12 protein-coding genes are annotated in these 16814 nt (G+C 35.5%); 6 read left to right on the forward strand and 6 right to left on the reverse strand.

Annotated elements, in window-relative coordinates; genetic code table 11:
- Positions 1-8 precede the first annotated feature (8 nt).
- Positions 9-4994 carry a PAS domain S-box protein gene (locus Q0940_RS07805; protein WP_299266941.1) on the forward strand — a complete coding sequence of 1662 codons (4986 nt, stop codon included), beginning with the start codon at positions 9-11 and terminating at the stop codon, positions 4992-4994.
- A 29-nt stretch (positions 4995-5023) separates the two neighbouring features.
- Here the strand turns inward: Q0940_RS07805 and Q0940_RS07810 are convergent, their stop codons facing one another.
- From Q0940_RS07810 to msrA, 3 genes are all read right to left on the reverse strand, one after another.
- Positions 5024-5926, reverse strand: coding sequence for a 2-dehydropantoate 2-reductase (locus tag Q0940_RS07810; RefSeq protein ID WP_299266636.1), 903 nt, complete (start codon positions 5924-5926; stop codon positions 5024-5026).
- On the reverse strand, positions 5923-6303 hold the full coding sequence (locus Q0940_RS07815; protein ID WP_299266639.1) for a VanZ family protein: 381 nt from the start codon (positions 6301-6303) through the stop codon (positions 5923-5925). Before Q0940_RS07815 ends, Q0940_RS07810 begins: the two co-directional genes overlap by 4 nt.
- A gap of 61 nt (positions 6304-6364) precedes the next feature.
- Positions 6365-6907 carry a peptide-methionine (S)-S-oxide reductase MsrA gene (gene msrA / locus Q0940_RS07820; RefSeq protein ID WP_299266642.1) on the reverse strand — a complete coding sequence of 181 codons (543 nt, stop codon included), beginning with the start codon at positions 6905-6907 and terminating at the stop codon, positions 6365-6367.
- A 304-nt stretch (positions 6908-7211) separates the two neighbouring features.
- Here msrA and Q0940_RS07825 point away from each other — a divergent pair, with 304 nt between their 5' ends.
- Complete coding sequence (locus Q0940_RS07825) at positions 7212-7541, forward strand: hypothetical protein (protein WP_105053316.1); 330 nt, start codon at positions 7212-7214, stop codon at positions 7539-7541.
- A 199-nt stretch (positions 7542-7740) separates the two neighbouring features.
- A complete protein-coding gene (locus Q0940_RS07830) occupies positions 7741-7944 on the forward strand; it encodes a hypothetical protein (protein WP_299266651.1) in 204 nt (67 codons plus the stop codon).
- Positions 7945-7960: 16 nt separating this feature from the next.
- Here the strand turns inward: Q0940_RS07830 and Q0940_RS07835 are convergent, their stop codons facing one another.
- Entirely contained in the window at positions 7961-10183 is a 2223-nt protein-coding gene (locus tag Q0940_RS07835; protein ID WP_299266654.1) for an EAL domain-containing protein, read from the reverse strand.
- Between the two features lie 198 nt (positions 10184-10381).
- Positions 10382-13099: an insulinase family protein gene (locus tag Q0940_RS07840; RefSeq protein WP_299266657.1), complete on the reverse strand. Its 2718-nt coding sequence runs from the start codon at positions 13097-13099 to the stop codon at positions 10382-10384.
- A 253-nt stretch (positions 13100-13352) separates the two neighbouring features.
- Here Q0940_RS07840 and sixA point away from each other — a divergent pair, with 253 nt between their 5' ends.
- A complete protein-coding gene (gene sixA, locus Q0940_RS07845; RefSeq protein ID WP_299266660.1) occupies positions 13353-13835 on the forward strand; it encodes a phosphohistidine phosphatase SixA in 483 nt (160 codons plus the stop codon).
- Between the two features lie 24 nt (positions 13836-13859).
- Here the strand turns inward: sixA and smrB are convergent, their stop codons facing one another.
- Entirely contained in the window at positions 13860-14450 is a 591-nt protein-coding gene (gene smrB / locus Q0940_RS07850; RefSeq protein ID WP_299266663.1) for an endonuclease SmrB, read from the reverse strand.
- 192 nt (positions 14451-14642) lie between these two features.
- On the opposite strand from smrB, the gene prmB reads away from it, so the two are divergent.
- Positions 14643-15581, forward strand: a complete 939-nt coding sequence (gene prmB, locus Q0940_RS07855) for a 50S ribosomal protein L3 N(5)-glutamine methyltransferase (protein WP_299266665.1) — start codon at positions 14643-14645, stop codon at positions 15579-15581.
- A gap of 73 nt (positions 15582-15654) precedes the next feature.
- A complete protein-coding gene (aroC, locus tag Q0940_RS07860; protein ID WP_299266668.1) occupies positions 15655-16752 on the forward strand; it encodes a chorismate synthase in 1098 nt (365 codons plus the stop codon).
- Positions 16753-16814: the final 62 nt, after the last annotated feature.

Raw genomic sequence — 16814 nt, forward strand, 5'->3', positions numbered from 1 at the left:
AAATCGTGATGGTTCAAAAAGAGCCTAAGTTAACATCAATTTACCAATCACCTCTTTATCGTAACTTGTTAAAATGGTTTTTGATTTTATCTGTTTTACCTTTGCTGATCATAACAGCGGTTAACTACTATGAAGTAAAGTCTAACCTTGAACAATTTACGGTTGAAGAAGCTTCTATCGCTGGTGAAAGCAGAAAAAACTATCTCAATAATTGGTTTCAATCTCGGATTGATAATTTAAATCAACTTTCCAACACACCTGTTACCTCACGTTTATTAACAACTCTAGAACGACAATTACAAGAATTTGATGGAAATATTGAAAAGTTTGTCAAATCAAGTTTATGGCAGCAGACCAGTACCCATACTGCCAATGAATTAGCATTAGCCAATTTAAATCATGATTATATTAATGACACATATATTATTGATAAAAAAGGCAATGTTTTATTTAGCATGGCAAATGAAGATGACTTAGCGACCAACTTAGTGACTGGAAAGTACAAAGACAGTTTGCTTGCTAATGCGGTGAAACTGACTTTAGAAACTGGCGATATCGTATTTTCAGATATTGAGCGTTATACACCATCAGGAGATAGGTTAACTGCTTTTATCGCCACTCCTATTTTTAATAAAGGTGAACTGCAAGGAGTATTAGCGGCTCAAATTAAACTTGATACTCTGTATTTAAAGATAAAAGAATTTAATAGAAAGAAACTCTCACTTCAGCAATACATTATAGGTACTGATGGTAAGTTAAGAAGTCCTTTAACTCAGAGCCTTGATGACGATATTTTAACAAAATTACCCACAACTGATTTATTCACTCAATTTAACAATAATCCAACTCTTAGCGCACAAACTAACAAATATTATCTTAATAACTTAGGTGAGCCTGTTATTGGTTATATAACACCACTTAATATTGCAAATGTAACTTGGCTATATATAACAGAAATAAAACGTGCAGATGCGTTAGATAACGCAAGTCAATTGTTGTATTACAGTCTTATATTATTGATTATTGGTGTGTTCTTAGTAACTTATTTAGCTAACAAAAAATCCAGTGCTTTTATTAAGCCCATCTTACAGTTAGTGGAATATTCTAAATTAATAGCAAAAGGGGAAAATGTTACTGAGGTAAATATTGATGCTAAATATGAAATTAGCTTATTAGCCAATTCTTTCAATGACATGTTAATTGCTCAGAGAAAGCATGAGTCTTTGTTAATTAAAAGCCAAGCAGAAACCCTTAACACGCTTAAAATTTTTGAGCATCAACAGTTCGCTATTGATCAACATTGTATTGTTACCATCACAAATCATGCGGGTGTTATTGAATATGTAAACGATAAGTTTACGGAAATTAGTGGTTATTCTTCCGCAGAATTACTGGGGAATACCCATAAGATTTTGAATTCTGGCTACCACGGTAAATCTTTTTTTGTCGATATGTATAAGGTTATTACCGCTGGAGAGATTTGGCACGGCGAGATACGAAATAAAGCTAAAGACGGAAGTTTTTATTGGGTTAATACCACCATAGTGCCTTTTTTGAATGATCAAAGTTTGGTGACCCGCTATATCGCGATTCGAACCGATGTAACTGAAAATAAATCAAATCAAAATGCATTAACTCAAAGTAAAGAACAGCATGAATCTCTGATCAAAAATATGCCTGGAATAACCTACCGTTGCTTATACGATACTGATTGGACAATGTTATTTATGAGTGAACAGTGTGTGGCGATTACAGGTTACACAGTGGAGCAACTGCTTAATAATAACGAGTTAGCATTTGCGGAGCTCATTGCTCCAGATGATCAAAAACATGTTGAGGATATTATTCTTAATGCGATTAAAGCCGGATTGCCATGGACTGTAGAATATAAAATTGAAACTCGTCTCAAAGAGTTACGTTGGTTGTCGGAAAAAGGTAATGCAGTTTATGATCCTGAAGGTAATATTTTATACCTTGAAGGTTTTATAGTTGATATAACGCAAAGAAAAGAATCTCAAAAAGAAATGGCTAAGTTATCCCAAATAGCCGCCCAGACTGATAACGCGGTAGTACTTACTGACTTAGCAGGCAAGGTAGAATGGGTTAATGATGCCTTTACCATAATCACAGGTTATAGCTTATCCGATGTGATTGGACAATCGCCAGGTCATATTTTGCAAGGTGAGTTGTCCGATAAGGCGACGATAGAACGCATGCGTTTAGCTCTTGAGTTACAACAGCCATTTGAAGAAACCTTAATTAATTATCACAAAAATGGCAGTCTGTATTGGATCTCTATTAGCTGCAAACCCATTATTGATGACCGTAATGAAGTAACCGGTTTTATGGCATTGGAAGTTGACGTTACAGCCAAAAAAGAAATTGAAGATAGGGTACGGTTACAAAAACGCTTATTAGAAAATATGAGTGAACAAGCCAAAATTGGAGCTTGGGAAGCCAATCTAATAGAAGGGTCAATATACTGGTCACCTATGACGAAAATGATCCACGAAGTCGATCATGATTATGTACCAGAACTTAGTGGTGCGATTAATTTTTATAAAGAAGGTGATAGCCGAGATAGAATTTCAAAAGTCGTGGAACAGAGCATGGTTGCTGAAATGGTTTGGCGTGAAGAGTTACAAATAATTACAGCTAAAGGCCGAGAAGTTTGGGTATTAGCTCACGGTGAATCCAGTATTGTAGATGGGGTATGTGTTCGGTTATTTGGCTCATTTCAAGATATTAACGACCGTAAACTTGCTGAGATCATCGCTTTAGAAGAAGCCAATCAAAATAAAGTATTAGCCCAGTTAAATATTGATGATGCCGTTTTGCGGGGAGATGTTGCACTCTCCAAAAATACAATAATACAATCAGTAGCTAATGTATTAAATGCAGAACGTGTGTCTTTATGGATATATAAGCCAGAACTAGAAGCTCTTAAGTGTTTATCTTTATACGAAAAATCAAAAGCTGTATTTAGTGAAGGAGCGTTACTGACTAAGAAAGACTTTCCTAAGTATTTTTCAGCGATATCTAGTGAAGTATTAATCTCGATAGATGATGCTCATACACACCCAGCCACCAGAGATTACTCAGATACTTACTTAACGCCATTAAATATTAGTTCTTTAATAGATGGGGTCTTTTCAATTGGTGATGGTGAGTTTGGTGTTTTATCGGTTGAACACGTTGGTGATGTTAGGCATTGGAATGAACATGAGCAAAGATTTGTCATGTCGATATCAACTTTAACGAGCAGTATATTCTCTTCAGAGCATAGACGAATAGCGGAAAACCGATTACTTATTGCTAAAGAAGAAGCTGAAGCTGCGGTTGTGGCAAAATCTGAATTTTTAGCCACTATGAGTCATGAAATTCGCACACCAATGAATGGTGTTTTGGGGATGTTAGAACTTCTGGAAGATGACGGTTTAAGTAAAGATCAGTTGCGAAAAGCACAAGTGGCTAAATCATCAGCACAGTCTCTTTTAGGTCTTATTAATGAAATTTTAGACTTCTCTAGGCTAGATGCTGGGAAAATGGAACTAGAATCAATTGATTTTGATTTAAATGAATTGGTTGGTGATACTTCTTTGGCTGTTGCTTTTATGGCACAAGAGAAAGGACTGGAACTGGTATTAGATTTAACTCAAATTAGTCACCATATGGTCAAGGGCGATCCAGCCAAATTACGCCAAATACTGACTAACTTATTGGGCAATGCGATTAAGTTTACTGAATCGGGTGAAATAAAGGTAATTGTCAGTACAACTCAAGTTCGTAGTAGAAGTGGAAATATGATGACGTCAATCGATATTGACGTAAGCGATACTGGCATAGGAATTCCCCAAGAAAAACAACAGCAGTTATTTGACCCTTTTACTCAGGTTGATGCTTCTACCACCCGACGTTTTGGTGGTTCAGGATTAGGCCTAGCAATTTGCCACAAAATCATCACCTTGATGGAGGGGACGATAACCGTTAGCAGCGTTGACAAGCAAGGAAGTACCTTCTCAATTAATTTACAACTCGTTCAAAGTGAAATGGTAGATCAACCTTTACCTGCGTTAGATATGTCTGGAGTGGAAGTACTAATTGTTGAAAATAATAAGAGTAGTTGTTCTGTACTACAACGACAATTAGAGAAGTGGGGCGCTATTGTATATACCGCCTTATCATCCGAACAGGCATTGATCTTATGTGATGAGAAACATGCTAAAAAGCAAGGTGAAGCTTTTGACATTGCTTTGATCAATAAACAACTGCCCGATATTAATGGCGTCGAATTAGGTGAGTTATTACGCTCGAAACAAAATAGCAAAAATATACCCTTAGCTATTATGACAAACTTAGGTACTAAAGATGATGCTAATTATGTTTCCTCTTTAGGATTTAGTGGCTATTTCACTAAGCCAATTATTGCAGATGATCTCATCACGACTTTATCTTTTATACTGCAATGTGGTGATTTAGCGACACCAACACTAAACCAAGCAACCAGATTGAGTAATATTAAATCCGATATTAAAACGACTAAGGCAAGCATGTCACTGGAGTCGAACTTATCAAAGCTTGAAGACACTGAAAGCGATAAAATTAAAAGTGTTAATAACTATAAAATTTTGTTGGTTGAAGATAATAAGGTTAACCAACAAGTGGCTGAGTTTATGTTAACTAAACTTGGCTATGAATTTGAGGTAGCTGAAAACGGTTTAGAAGCGGTTAATATTCTGAGTAACAAACAAGATTATTTTGATTTGATATTAATGGACTGCCAAATGCCTGAAATGGATGGTTATGAAGCCTCTAGGCAGGTAAGAGAGGGTGATGCAGGGAAACTGAATCAAACTATACCTATCATAGCCTTAACCGCAAATGCGATGGAGGGGGATAAAGAAAAGTGTCTTGCTGCAGGTATGGATGGTTACCTGAGCAAACCGATTCAATTAGCGAAATTAAAAAATGTATTAGAAGAGTATTTGTTTTAGGTAAATAGGAAACTATTAACGCTTTATGTTTATAGCGCTTTAATTTGGTCGTATAAGGATTGGCAGACGGGGGTTGGGATATTCAGTTTCAACCCTTCTTTTATGACATAGCCACTAATGAAATCAATTTCAGTTTGTTTATGGGATTTGACATCTTGATTCATTGAAGAGTAATTTTCGGCTGTATTAGCAATAACTTGGTTTACTGTGTTTAACATGGTTTGAAACTCTAAAGAAATCCCAAGTTTATTAGCTACAAGTAACGTTTCCTTAATAATACACTCAATGTTTTCTACAAACTTTGGCTGTGCCAATTTTCCATTTTTAATATTATGTAATGCAGTTAATGGATTGATAACGCAGTTTACAATTAACTTTTGCCACAGAATTTTTTGTAGATTATCGACTTGAGTTATACGAACAAACAAAGGTACTAAGTCGTCATTACTCAATTTCTCTGGGTTATTTCCAGCGACATGACTCCACTGTGATTCTCCTAACCCGGCTTGAAATATGCCATCTTTGTTTTTGTATAAACCATTACTGGTTGTGCAAAAAAATAAATTCATATTTTTTGTTAGTAAATCCGTAACTGGCTCTATGGTACCAAGTCCATTGTGACATAGAATAATGGCGGCATCATCGGCTAAATAAGGCATAATTTGCTGTAAAAATGGCACTATGTCATAGGCCTTTAATGGCACTATCAAGCAATGTATTGAGTTAAGTGTTAAGTCAACGGATGTTATTGGTGTTGGCAATGCAGTCGGTTGCTTGCCAATAGGATGGAACAAAGCTGCTTTTGAGTTATTAGCATCACGCACTATTTGATCGCACTTTATGTCAGATAATAACGCGTTATAAGCGACAAAACTCCCAATAGATCCTTGTCCTGCAATAAACCAATGTTTACTTGTCACTCTGTTAATCATGAAGGTTCTGTAGTGATGGATTCAAGATATTTACGAAAGAATTTACGACATACAAATATATAAACAGCTACACCGAATATATCAGCCAAAATATCACCTAATGATGCAGATCTGTAAGGTAAAAAGCTTTGTAGTACTTCAATGGTCACGCCATAAGTTGATAGTATTAATAAGCTTTTAGTAACGGATAGCTTAAATGATAAGTCGAGTAATAAGGTTAAAGAGAAAAATATCAAAAAATGAGCGATTTTATCGGCATGTTGAAAAGAGAGTGCTGAGTGACCACTTTGTTTTAAAAATAAAAACGAGGCAAAAATAACAGAGAGGATAAATATTATCTTCAATAAAGTCGTTTTTTTAGAATTGTTTTTTATCATTATTAAAATGGTGAACCATCAGTTTGAGTAATATACTTGAATTGTTTTAATTCTAGCAAAGTTATATGTTTTTCAGGTAACTTTTAAATTTATATTTAAACTTTTCTAATTTAGGCGTTACGATAAAAGTACAATAAGGTTGCTCGGTATTTTCATTGGCGTAGTTTTGGTGATAGTCCTCAGCTGGATAAAAGGTCGAAACTGGCGATATTTCAGTCACGATAGGGCTTGGCCAAATTTTTAGATTGTTTAGCTCTGAAATTTGTTTCATCGCTTCCAATCTTTGTGCATTATCGTGATAATAAATGACCGAACGGTACTGGGTACCAATATCGTTGCCTTGTCGGTTTAACTGAGTTGGGTCATGCAATTGGAAAAAAAACATTAGTAATTGTTCAAAACTAATTATGTCTTGGTCAAATTCAACTTGTATGACTTCTGCATGGCCTGAGTCACCTTGGCATATCTGTTGGTATGTCGGATTTTCGATTACTCCACCTGAGTAGCCAGAAATTGCTTTAAGCACACCTTCAACTGAATTAAGAGCGGCTTCAATGCACCAAAAACATCCGCCACCTAGAGTTGCTAATTTAATGTTAGCCATATATCGTACCTGTAATTACTGAGACGTTACCACTTTAATGTATAAATCAAAGTAGATAAATGAAATTATTTAAAACTAGTTGTCCTATTTGTAACCGATTTCGAGCTATAATAGTCTGGTGTGTTATTTGTGTATCGATTTATTTTGTATTTAAGCCATTTTAATCGATAACTATTTAGTAAAACCCTCTAAACTATAGAGAAAGTAAACGAGAAATTAAATCGTAGGCTTGATCAATCTAGTTTATAAGACTAGAGTTGGTGAAGATTATTTATCAAAAAGTAGAAACCGTAGAGAAAATAGTATGTCTGAAGTTGCCTATATCATAAGTGGACGTAATACCGTCATTCACAAAATAAGAAAATTAGATTTATTACTGGTCAGTGAAGTTGGCTTACCTGTAGTAAAAGTGACTCAAAACGGTTTAGCCATTTACGATGGTATTGTTCCTAGAAACAGACGTGAAGCAAAAGATGCGTATTGTGAAGTTGTTAATATTTCGTCTCCTGATTCTTTTGGTGAACCAAAAACGTTATTGTTTGTACAATGTCTAAATGGTAAAGAATATAAAGTAGATTATTCAAAACCCGATAGCCCATTGTTTATTCGAGTTCATCAACAAAGTTATATTTAATACTAAATATAAACATAGTTGTTACAAAGAAAAGCCGGTTTACTGGCTTTTTTTATACCTAAAATTCAGAGCGCTAGTGGAGTCGAAAAGTTTATATCAATTTGATTTTATTATAGGGGCATCCCCGATTTGATCTTTCATGATAAGGTTTATACTGCTTGGCTAATATGCAATTGGTATAATTTGTGGTGGGGTATGAATGTTAGTCTTATTAATTATGTTAACTGTTTTTGGTTTTGCGGTTTATGTTGCGATAGAAGCTATGAAAAATGGTATGTCTGAAAAAAACTGGTTTATCGCTGGTATGTGTTTTGGCCCAATTATTTGGCCTATGTTTAACGTTAAACGTAAAATGGCATTGTTAAAATATACTGATATCGATTCAGTAAAGTTTAATGCTTAACTAGAGTTAACGGTAGTTAGTTTATCAGTTTATATAATTTATTTTGTTTATTAGCAAAACGAGAAAACTCTTTTGCTGATAAAGGTTTAGAATATAAATAGCCTTGAATAGAGTCACATTTCATTGATGTCATTAGTTCCTTCTGCTCTTTAGTTTCGACTCCCTCTGCAACTGTCGATAAACTTAAATTTCGCGCGATAGTTACTATGGTATCTATCATCGCTCTGCCTATATTGGTTCCACAGTCGTCAACAAATGCTTTATCAATCTTCAACGTATTTAGCGGGAATTTTCGTAGATACGACAAAGAAGAATAGCCAGTACCAAAATCATCCAAGGCTAAATGAATACCGCGTTCTCTTAATTGGTGCATTATGGTTATGGCATGTTTTGGGTTATCCATAACCGTGCCTTCTGTTATCTCTAATTCTAAGTTATGTGGTGATAAACCTGTCTCTAGGAGGATGTTATCAATTCTCTCGGTTAAGTCTGGTAATGTGAACTGACGGGCTGATAAGTTAACAGCAACACGTCCAGTGATCACACCTTTATCAATCCATTTTTTCATATCAATACAAGCTTTTCGTAATACCACATCGCCTATATCAATTATTTGCCCTGTTTCTTCTGCAATAGGAATAAAAATATTTGGACTTATTAATCCCTTTTTCGGTGTAATAAAACGAACTAAAGCTTCCATACCAATAAGCTTATTTGATTTTAAGCTGGTTTTAGGTTGGTAATAAACTTCAAAATAATCTTCTTTTAAACCATGGCGAATTAAGTTTTCTATTTGTAGGCGTTTAACCGCTTGTTTGTTCATTTCATTATTAAAAAATAAGTATTTGTTACCATCAGCTTTGGCGTGATACATGGCCGTATCTGCATTCCTAAGCAATGTTTCAGGTTTTAATCCATCATCAGGGTATAAAACGATACCTATGCTACCAGTAATAACAAACTCATGCTGACTGATCCTGTAGGCCGTGGATAGCAAAGTTAATATTTGTTTTGCGACTATAGTGACCTTATGGATATCGTTTGTGCCTTCCATAACAAGCGCAAATTCATCACCCCCTAAACGGTATAAAGTATTATTATCGCCTGAAAGTGGTTTTATCCTATTGCCAATTTTTTTAAGCAACTCATCGCCGAGTTGATGACCAACCGAGTCATTAATTTTTTTGAAGTTATCTAAATCAAAAACTAAAACGGCGGTAGGTGTATTTTTAGATACTTGTTTTTGTAGATTATTAAAAAAAGCATTTCTATTAGGCAAACCCGTTAACGAATCAGTTTTTGCCATTTTTACCAGTTTAGCTTCTGTGCGTTTTCTTTTCGTTGTATCTGAAACTATAGCAACGTAATTAGTTATTTTACCTTCTTCATCTTTAATACAGTTGGCTGTGATATAAGCCATATAAAATCCGCCAGATTTAGCTTGGCCAGATATATCACCTTGCCAATTACCGCATCTGTCAACTTCAGCCTTTATTTCATGGGCTAAAGACATTGTCACTTTATTAAATTTTAATTTTGAACCTTCGATTTTACTAGCTAGTTGGCCTGTAATATTTTCATAGCCGGGATTTATATGAATAACAGTTAACTGAGCATCAAAAATAATCACGCCTTCGGCAATACTTTCGATACTTTGAGCAAAGATTTTAAGATCGTTTTCAATTTTTTTAAGTTGGTGAATATCTTTAAACGTTCCCGTCATTCGGCTAGGGCGGTCATCATCAAAACTAACAACTTTGCCTTTATCCAATACCCAGTTCCATGAATTATTATCAGATTTTAATCGATATGCGCATTCAAACGATTCAGTTTCACCGGCCAAATGCTGTTGTAATGTTTTGACAACTCGGGATAAGTCAGCTGGGTGAATAAGGTCTTGATTGGGGGGGAATGTATCTAAGTCAACAGATGGTAAAGTATAAACACCGTTTGCATTGGTTCTGTATAAGGTGCCATCTGTGATATTCCAATCCCACATCTCATCACCACTGGCCCACAAAGAAAGCTTTAACCTTTCTTCACTTGCCGTAATATTTGATTGATAGCGCCTGAAGTGCATTAAGTTATAAAGTAAAAAAATAACAATAACTATTGCCGATACAACGAAGATTGACAAAGCTGGGATGTCGAGAAAATTAGATAAAAGAACAGGAATAGCTTCTTCTTGAGTTATAGCTTGCTCCTCAGCTTGAGCATGAAAATTAAAGCTAAACGCCAATAATGTAGCTACCCATTTATTATTTTTTTTAAGTGGGAATATCAATATTATTACAACAAAAAATTAATACTGCAGAAGAATCTAACTTATAACTGTGCTGAATGTCAAAACAATAAAGTAACAGATGAGAAACTCTCTTGAATGCGATATTAATTGGTTGAATTTTAACTAAAATCTGAGTTTTATATAAGCTACTAGCTAACGAGTAGCGTTGATTGAACCAATCTGAATGCCTCGTAAGTTTTCTTTGTTTAATTTTTTATTACACCAATTGGTTAATTGCTGTTTAGTTATTGTGGATATTTCCATTGCTATTATTTCTTTTTGTATAAAACTGTAATCTTGATTGCCAATGGAAACCCACAACTGTTGCGACTTTTGATTTAAGTTGGTTGCTTGTTCATTGTACTGATGGATCACCGCTTGTTTATGTTGTTCTAATTCATCAATATCCATCATTTCAACTTCAGCAATAAAGGAAGTCAAACAATCCGTGATACTGGTATTTAAAGTATCACTAGTATAATCGTGAGATTGAATATAGATAACTAGCCCTGGCGTATTGCAAAGTGGCATATAACCACTACCTGCCAGATAACCCAGTTGCTTTTCAGTGCGTAGATAATTAAACGAAAAAGGCGATAGGATTTGACTAATTAATATAAAAATAGCTTTTTCCATATAATCAAATTTTCTATTATCTAGTTTATTTACTCCTTGAATATACAATAATGCTGCATTGTCGTTATGCTCAATGAGTTTATCCAAATAAAGTGGTTTTTTTTGTGTTAGTGATGTTATTGAGCGAGGTAACTCAGTTACTTTTTCATACGACTGAAGACGTGATTTAAGCTTCTTATTGATATTACTCGCTTGGGCCGTTGTCCAATTGCCATATAATAGTATTTCAGTAAACATTTTAGAAAATAATTCAGTACAGAAACTTTCAAATTGCTCAAATGTGACTTTAGTTAATTCAACAGCCAATTCACTTGATGAGGCTGTACTGGGCATCAATGTAGAATTTAACAATGAAAATAATTGGCTTATCGGCTTATTAGTTTCTGCATTTCGCCAATGTTTAATAAGCTGTCGTTTAACTTCGTCAAAGCGCATCGTGGTAAATTTAATCGTTAGCATGTTATCTAGCAAGGTTAGTATTAAGCTATCTTGATTACTGCTTAATCCAGATGTATATAAAGTCATACCTGCATTGTGGGCATATAAATTGTAATGTAATCCGGCCATTTCAGCTTGATAATGTTGCTCTGAAACAGTATCCATAAATAAATCACAATAAAAGCGCATCATAGCTTGATTGGACTTTGACTGAGTGCCAAATGGTAAGTCTAAGCCGAGATAGATTGTGCCTTTTGGTACACGGAAACTAACATCTTGTTTAAACCAAGCTTGCCAGCCCAGTTCAGTATCAATACTCAAAGGTGTTTGACTATCAAAGTCTGGTAATTCTAATTTTATGCTTTTAGCTAAATAAGGGTTTTCAAGTGGAAGGTGATATTGATTTTTAGAACACTGTTGAGAATTCAGTTGTGCAATCTGTTCATTTGATAAAGCTTCAACATAATACGGTGTGTGATACCACTTTGCTTGTTTATCCGTTTGAATATTTTGGCTAACTAAGGTTAATCGCATATTGTTAGCATTTATGTAAGCAAAAAACTCGTGCCATTGCGTTGCTGAATATCCGTCCATGCAATAATCACCGTAGATGTAATTATCTTCCTCATAATGCTGCATGTTCATGGCAATATTATTTGCCAAAGCTAATGGTTTTATATCTTCTTTGTATTGGAAGCTGATTTCGGTGAGTTTTCTTTGTTCATCATATAGGTAACTTGGAGCGGTTTGTTTTGCAATCCAATTGAGATAAGCAAAAACTTCGTTTAATACCACTTCTAAATCATCTTCGCCTTTGTGTGTCAGCTCCAACGAAATATTAAAATCTTTGAAATTACTGCCTGAAATACCATTACCTGCGGCCAGCGCATTGATAAGCCCTAGATCTTTTAATCGTTCAAATAAAGAGCCTTCACCTTCATCACCAATTAAGTGGGCTATAAAACTGACAATTTTACTTTTATAAAATTGATCTATCCCTGGTAATGGAAAAGTAATATTAAGTTTATGTAATTCTTTTACTGGCTCTATTGCGATAAATAGGGCGACATCTTGTTGGCGATATAAATCACGATTTAATGGCGGTTTAGTTTGTGTCGCATCAATTGTTTTGATATTAGAGAATAATTCAGATACTTTGTTTTCTAATTCTGTAACAGGTAATGAGCTAATAAGGCACAAGGTCATAAATTGGCTTTGATAATGAGTTTGCCAAAATTGCAGTAATTCATCTTTTACCGGACGTTGTGGTAAATCAGCTAATGTGTGTTTGTTACCAACGGTAAATTTATGAAATGGATGTTGCGGGTTACAGGTTTCCTTGTGTACTTGTTGAATTCGGCGACTATCATCTTTTAATTTCAGTTTATATTCTTCATGAATAGCGTTTTGTTCTTTTTTAATCGCTTCATCTGTAAACGAAGGCTCGATAAACATATTGGCAAAATAATCTAACGACTGTCCAAACATATCTGTGTGTACATCAAAGTGAAAACTACTGTGCTCAGTCGCCGTCCAAGCATTACAATGACCGCCATGTTTGGTAACAAAATCGTTTAGCTGAGCGGGTTGTGAATACTTTTTATTGCCATTAAATAATAAATGTTCAACAAAATGAGCAAAGCCAGGACGGTCTGTAGGATCATCAAAACTACCAGTGTTTACAACTAATGAACAAGCACTTTTATGGGCATCTGGAGAATGTATAATTAACACTTTAATACCATTTAACATGGTAAAGCTGTGATAGGTTTTATTGTCGTTTGGACTTATTCTCAATGCCTTGCCTTAGGAGATGATGAAATGAATTATAGAGTTAAAATATCCTAGCGTATTTTTTGAAAAATACTAGAGGCTATTTACCTTTGCGTTAACTTAAAGTCTAAAGGGCACAGCGTCTAATAAAATGTATAAAAATATACGCTATATGTAATATAACGGTAGCGTATTAAAGCTGAATTGACTATATTGCAGCCTGATATGTACATCGTCTTTTTATTAATAACTTTTAACTATATTTGTCGGAATATTTATGGCTGTTTATCTTTATATTGTAAGGCATGGCGAAGCAGAACCTATGACCAAAGCCGATGAGTTACGTGAGTTAACAGAACATGGTAAATGGGAAGCAAAACGTACGGCTTTATGGTTGAAAACACAGGTTGCTAATTTCGACTGTGTCTATGCAAGTCCATATATTAGAGCCCAGCAGACTAAAGATATTATTTTGTCACAAGGTATACATTCCTATAATCAAGAAGTTGTTAATGAGTTGACACCAGAGGGGGACGCTAAACGTGTTACTGACTATGTACTCGCTAATATAGAAGTAAGCGAAGATAAAGATACTAATATTATTTGCGTTTCTCATATGCCATTAGTGAGTTATTTTATTGGTGAGCTGACTGGATATACACCAATTATGGCGACAGCTGGCGTGGCAAAAATCAAAATTGATATAGATAAATGGTCCGGTTTACTACAAACTTTATTATCACCAGATCAAATGCTGTGATTTGCTATTTTGCATAGTTAGCATTTATCTATTTAGAATGTATTCCAATTCTTCCCCAATATTAATAATAAACACAATAGCGCCTTGTCCACCCCATTCAAGTGGCGCTTGATGCAAGGCTATAACATCTGGGTGTTGTATTAAATAATGAGGCAGCTTCGCCTTAAGAATTCCACCGCCAACTCCGTGAACTACACAAGCACAAGGTATATGTTTAATTTTACAGTCTTTGATCATGGCTGCCAGATCGAACTTAGTCTGTTCTTTGTTATAACCATGTAAATCTAAAATAACTTCAGGGCGAACATCACCGCGTCTTAATAGTTTAGTGTAATAGGCTGGAAAGCCATCTTCTACATAACTCAGGGTCTGATTTGATGTGATCAACGGCTCATATTCATCAGAAAAGTGGAAGACCGCTGGATTTTTAAGGTTAGGCTTATTATCGCTGGTTCTATCATCTTCATATTTGTTTGCTTGTAGCGCTTTGTTTTGCTTGCTGTTGTCTTTGCCAAAGTGTATTTTGTCTTGCTTAAGAGGCTTAATCCCTTGCATGGCATTTGTGAAATCATCTTCATCAAGTTGATGATGAGGTTCATCTTCAAATTTAGACATGCAAACACCTTAGTGAGTTTATTAACGATATGAGGCTGATAGGTTTGTTATTGTAAGTTAAGGTGAGGCATCAGCCAATATAAAATACGCTTGTTTGTTGTAAACGTATTTATTGTACCGGTATAAGTATCATAAAATTAGTAAAATATAGTAAATAAACCAGCCAGTTAGGTAAAATCAGTTAGGTAAAAAATGGAATCAAATTTAGAAACTTTGGCACAAGAAGCAATTGAAGAGTTAAAAACAGTACACGACTTTTTACGTTGGGGTGTAAGCCGTTTTAATGCCTCAGATATATATTATGGTCACGGTACCGATAATCCTTGGGATGAGTGTTTGTCTTTAGTGAGCTTTGCGCTGAATATGCCACCGCAGTTAAATGCTGAAATATTGTCATCTAACTTAACCTTGTCAGAGCGCGGTTCTATTGTCGATTTAATTTGCCAACGTATTAGCACCAAAAAGCCAGCTGCATATTTAACTAATATTGCCTACTTTGTTGATTTGCCATTTTATGTGAACGAAAGTGTATTAGTGCCTCGTTCACCAATTGGTGAATTAATTAGAAATCAATTCGATGGTTTAATAAATCATGAGCCACAACGTATTATGGATTTATGTACTGGCTCTGCTTGTATCGCCATAGCTTGTGCTTATGCATTCCCAGAAGCTCAAGTAGATGCGCTAGATATTAGTCCAGAAGCACTGTCGATTGCCGATGAAAACATTCATAGATTAGATGTAGCGGATCGAGTTGTTCCAATAATGTCCGATGTATTTTCAGGCGTAAGTGGTCAGCAGTATGACTTAATCGTTTCAAATCCTCCGTATGTGGATGCTGAAGATATTGACGATATGCCAGAAGAGTTTCATCATGAGCCGGAAATTGGTTTAGCCAGTGGCAATGATGGATTGGATATTACGAGAACTATATTGGCACAGGCTGCAGATCATTTAACAGATGATGGTGTATTAATCGTGGAAGTGGGCAATTCAATGATCCACCTACAAGCTGAATTCCCACAGGTTGCATTTAACTGGATTGAATTTGAACATGGTGGTTTAGGTGTGTTTTCATTAACCAAAGCACAGCTTGTTGAACATAACTCACTGTTTGTTCAAAATAAATAGTTAAACAAATAAGTTAAGTAAAGAATTAAACACAGAATAAAAATCAGAATCGAATAGATTAAAAGGGCTGAAAATGGCTGGAAATACCATTGGTGAAGTATTTAAAGTAACTACATTTGGCGAAAGTCATGGATTAGGTTTAGGTTGTATTATCGATGGCTGCCCTCCGGGATTAGAAATCGATGAAGCTATCATTCAAGTAGACTTAGATAGACGTAAGCCCGGTACTTCACGTTTTACTACTCAACGTAGAGAAGCGGATGAAGTTAAAATATTAAGCGGTGTATTTGAAGGTAAAACCACAGGTACTTCTATCGGTTTAGTCATTGAAAATAGCGACCAGCGCTCAAAAGATTATTCAGACATTAAAGATAAGTTTCGTCCTGGTCATGCCGATTATACGTACCATCATAAATACGGTAACCGCGATTATCGCGGCGGCGGTCGTTCTTCAGCTCGTGAAACAGCAATGCGAGTAGCTGCGGGTTCGTTTGCCAAAGCTTGGTTAAAGCAAAAGTTAGGTTTAGAGATATTTGGCTATATGAGCCAACTAGGCCCAATAGCGATTGAAACGGTTGATACATCAATAATTGAAACTAACCCATTTTTTTGCCCAGATGCTAATGCGATAGAAAAGTGGGACGAGTACATGCGAGACCTTAAAAAGCAGGGCAACTCAGTAGGTGCTAAAATCACAGTGGTCGCTAAAAATGTACCTGTTGGTTTAGGTGAGCCTGTTTTTGACAGGCTTGATGCTGACATCGCAAAAGCATTAATGGGAATAAACGCAGTAAAAGGCGTAGAAATTGGTGATGGTTTTGAGGTGGTTGCACAAAAAGGCTCAGAGCACAGAGATGAATTAACGCCAGAGGGCTTTAAGTCAAATCATGCTGGTGGCATTTTAGGTGGGATTTCAAGTGGGCAAGACATCATTGCTCATATTGCATTAAAACCAACTTCAAGCATTAATGTGGAAGGGGAGACAATTGATGTTAATGGTCAAAGCCAAACTCTAGTAACCAAAGGTCGTCATGATCCATGTGTGGGTATCAGAGCGGTTCCTATTGCTGAAGCAATGCTTGCCATTACATTAATGGATCATTTCTTACGCAACCGTGCACAAAATGCAGATGTGGTTGTAGATACTCCCGTTATACCTGCTAGCAAATAAGCTAAAATCAAAATAACTCGTTTATCACTTTATTTAAATAAATGATAAGCGAGTTACTATCT

Origin of the sequence: uncultured Psychrosphaera sp., from assembly GCF_947500655.1 — a bacterium.
In the GTDB taxonomy this organism is placed as follows: Bacteria; Pseudomonadota; Gammaproteobacteria; order Enterobacterales; family Alteromonadaceae; genus Psychrosphaera.

Bases quoted from the DNA above. Each gene is read 5' to 3' on its own strand.
- sixA (WP_299266660.1), top strand. From the start codon at position 13,353: ATGGCTGTTTATCTTTATATTGTAAGGCATGGCGAAGCAGAACCTATG.
- Q0940_RS07830 (WP_299266651.1), top strand. From the start codon at position 7,741: ATGTTAGTCTTATTAATTATGTTAACTGTTTTTGGTTTTGCGGTTTAT.
- prmB (WP_299266665.1), top strand. From the start codon at position 14,643: ATGGAATCAAATTTAGAAACTTTGGCACAAGAAGCAATTGAAGAGTTA.
- aroC (WP_299266668.1), top strand. From the start codon at position 15,655: ATGGCTGGAAATACCATTGGTGAAGTATTTAAAGTAACTACATTTGGC.
- Q0940_RS07825 (WP_105053316.1), top strand. From the start codon at position 7,212: ATGTCTGAAGTTGCCTATATCATAAGTGGACGTAATACCGTCATTCAC.
- Q0940_RS07810 (WP_299266636.1), bottom strand. From the start codon at position 5,926: ATGATTAACAGAGTGACAAGTAAACATTGGTTTATTGCAGGACAAGGA.
- msrA (WP_299266642.1), bottom strand. From the start codon at position 6,907: ATGGCTAACATTAAATTAGCAACTCTAGGTGGCGGATGTTTTTGGTGC.
- smrB (WP_299266663.1), bottom strand. From the start codon at position 14,450: ATGTCTAAATTTGAAGATGAACCTCATCATCAACTTGATGAAGATGAT.
- Q0940_RS07805 (WP_299266941.1), top strand. From the start codon at position 9: ATGGTTCAAAAAGAGCCTAAGTTAACATCAATTTACCAATCACCTCTT.
- Q0940_RS07815 (WP_299266639.1), bottom strand. From the start codon at position 6,303: ATGATAAAAAACAATTCTAAAAAAACGACTTTATTGAAGATAATATTT.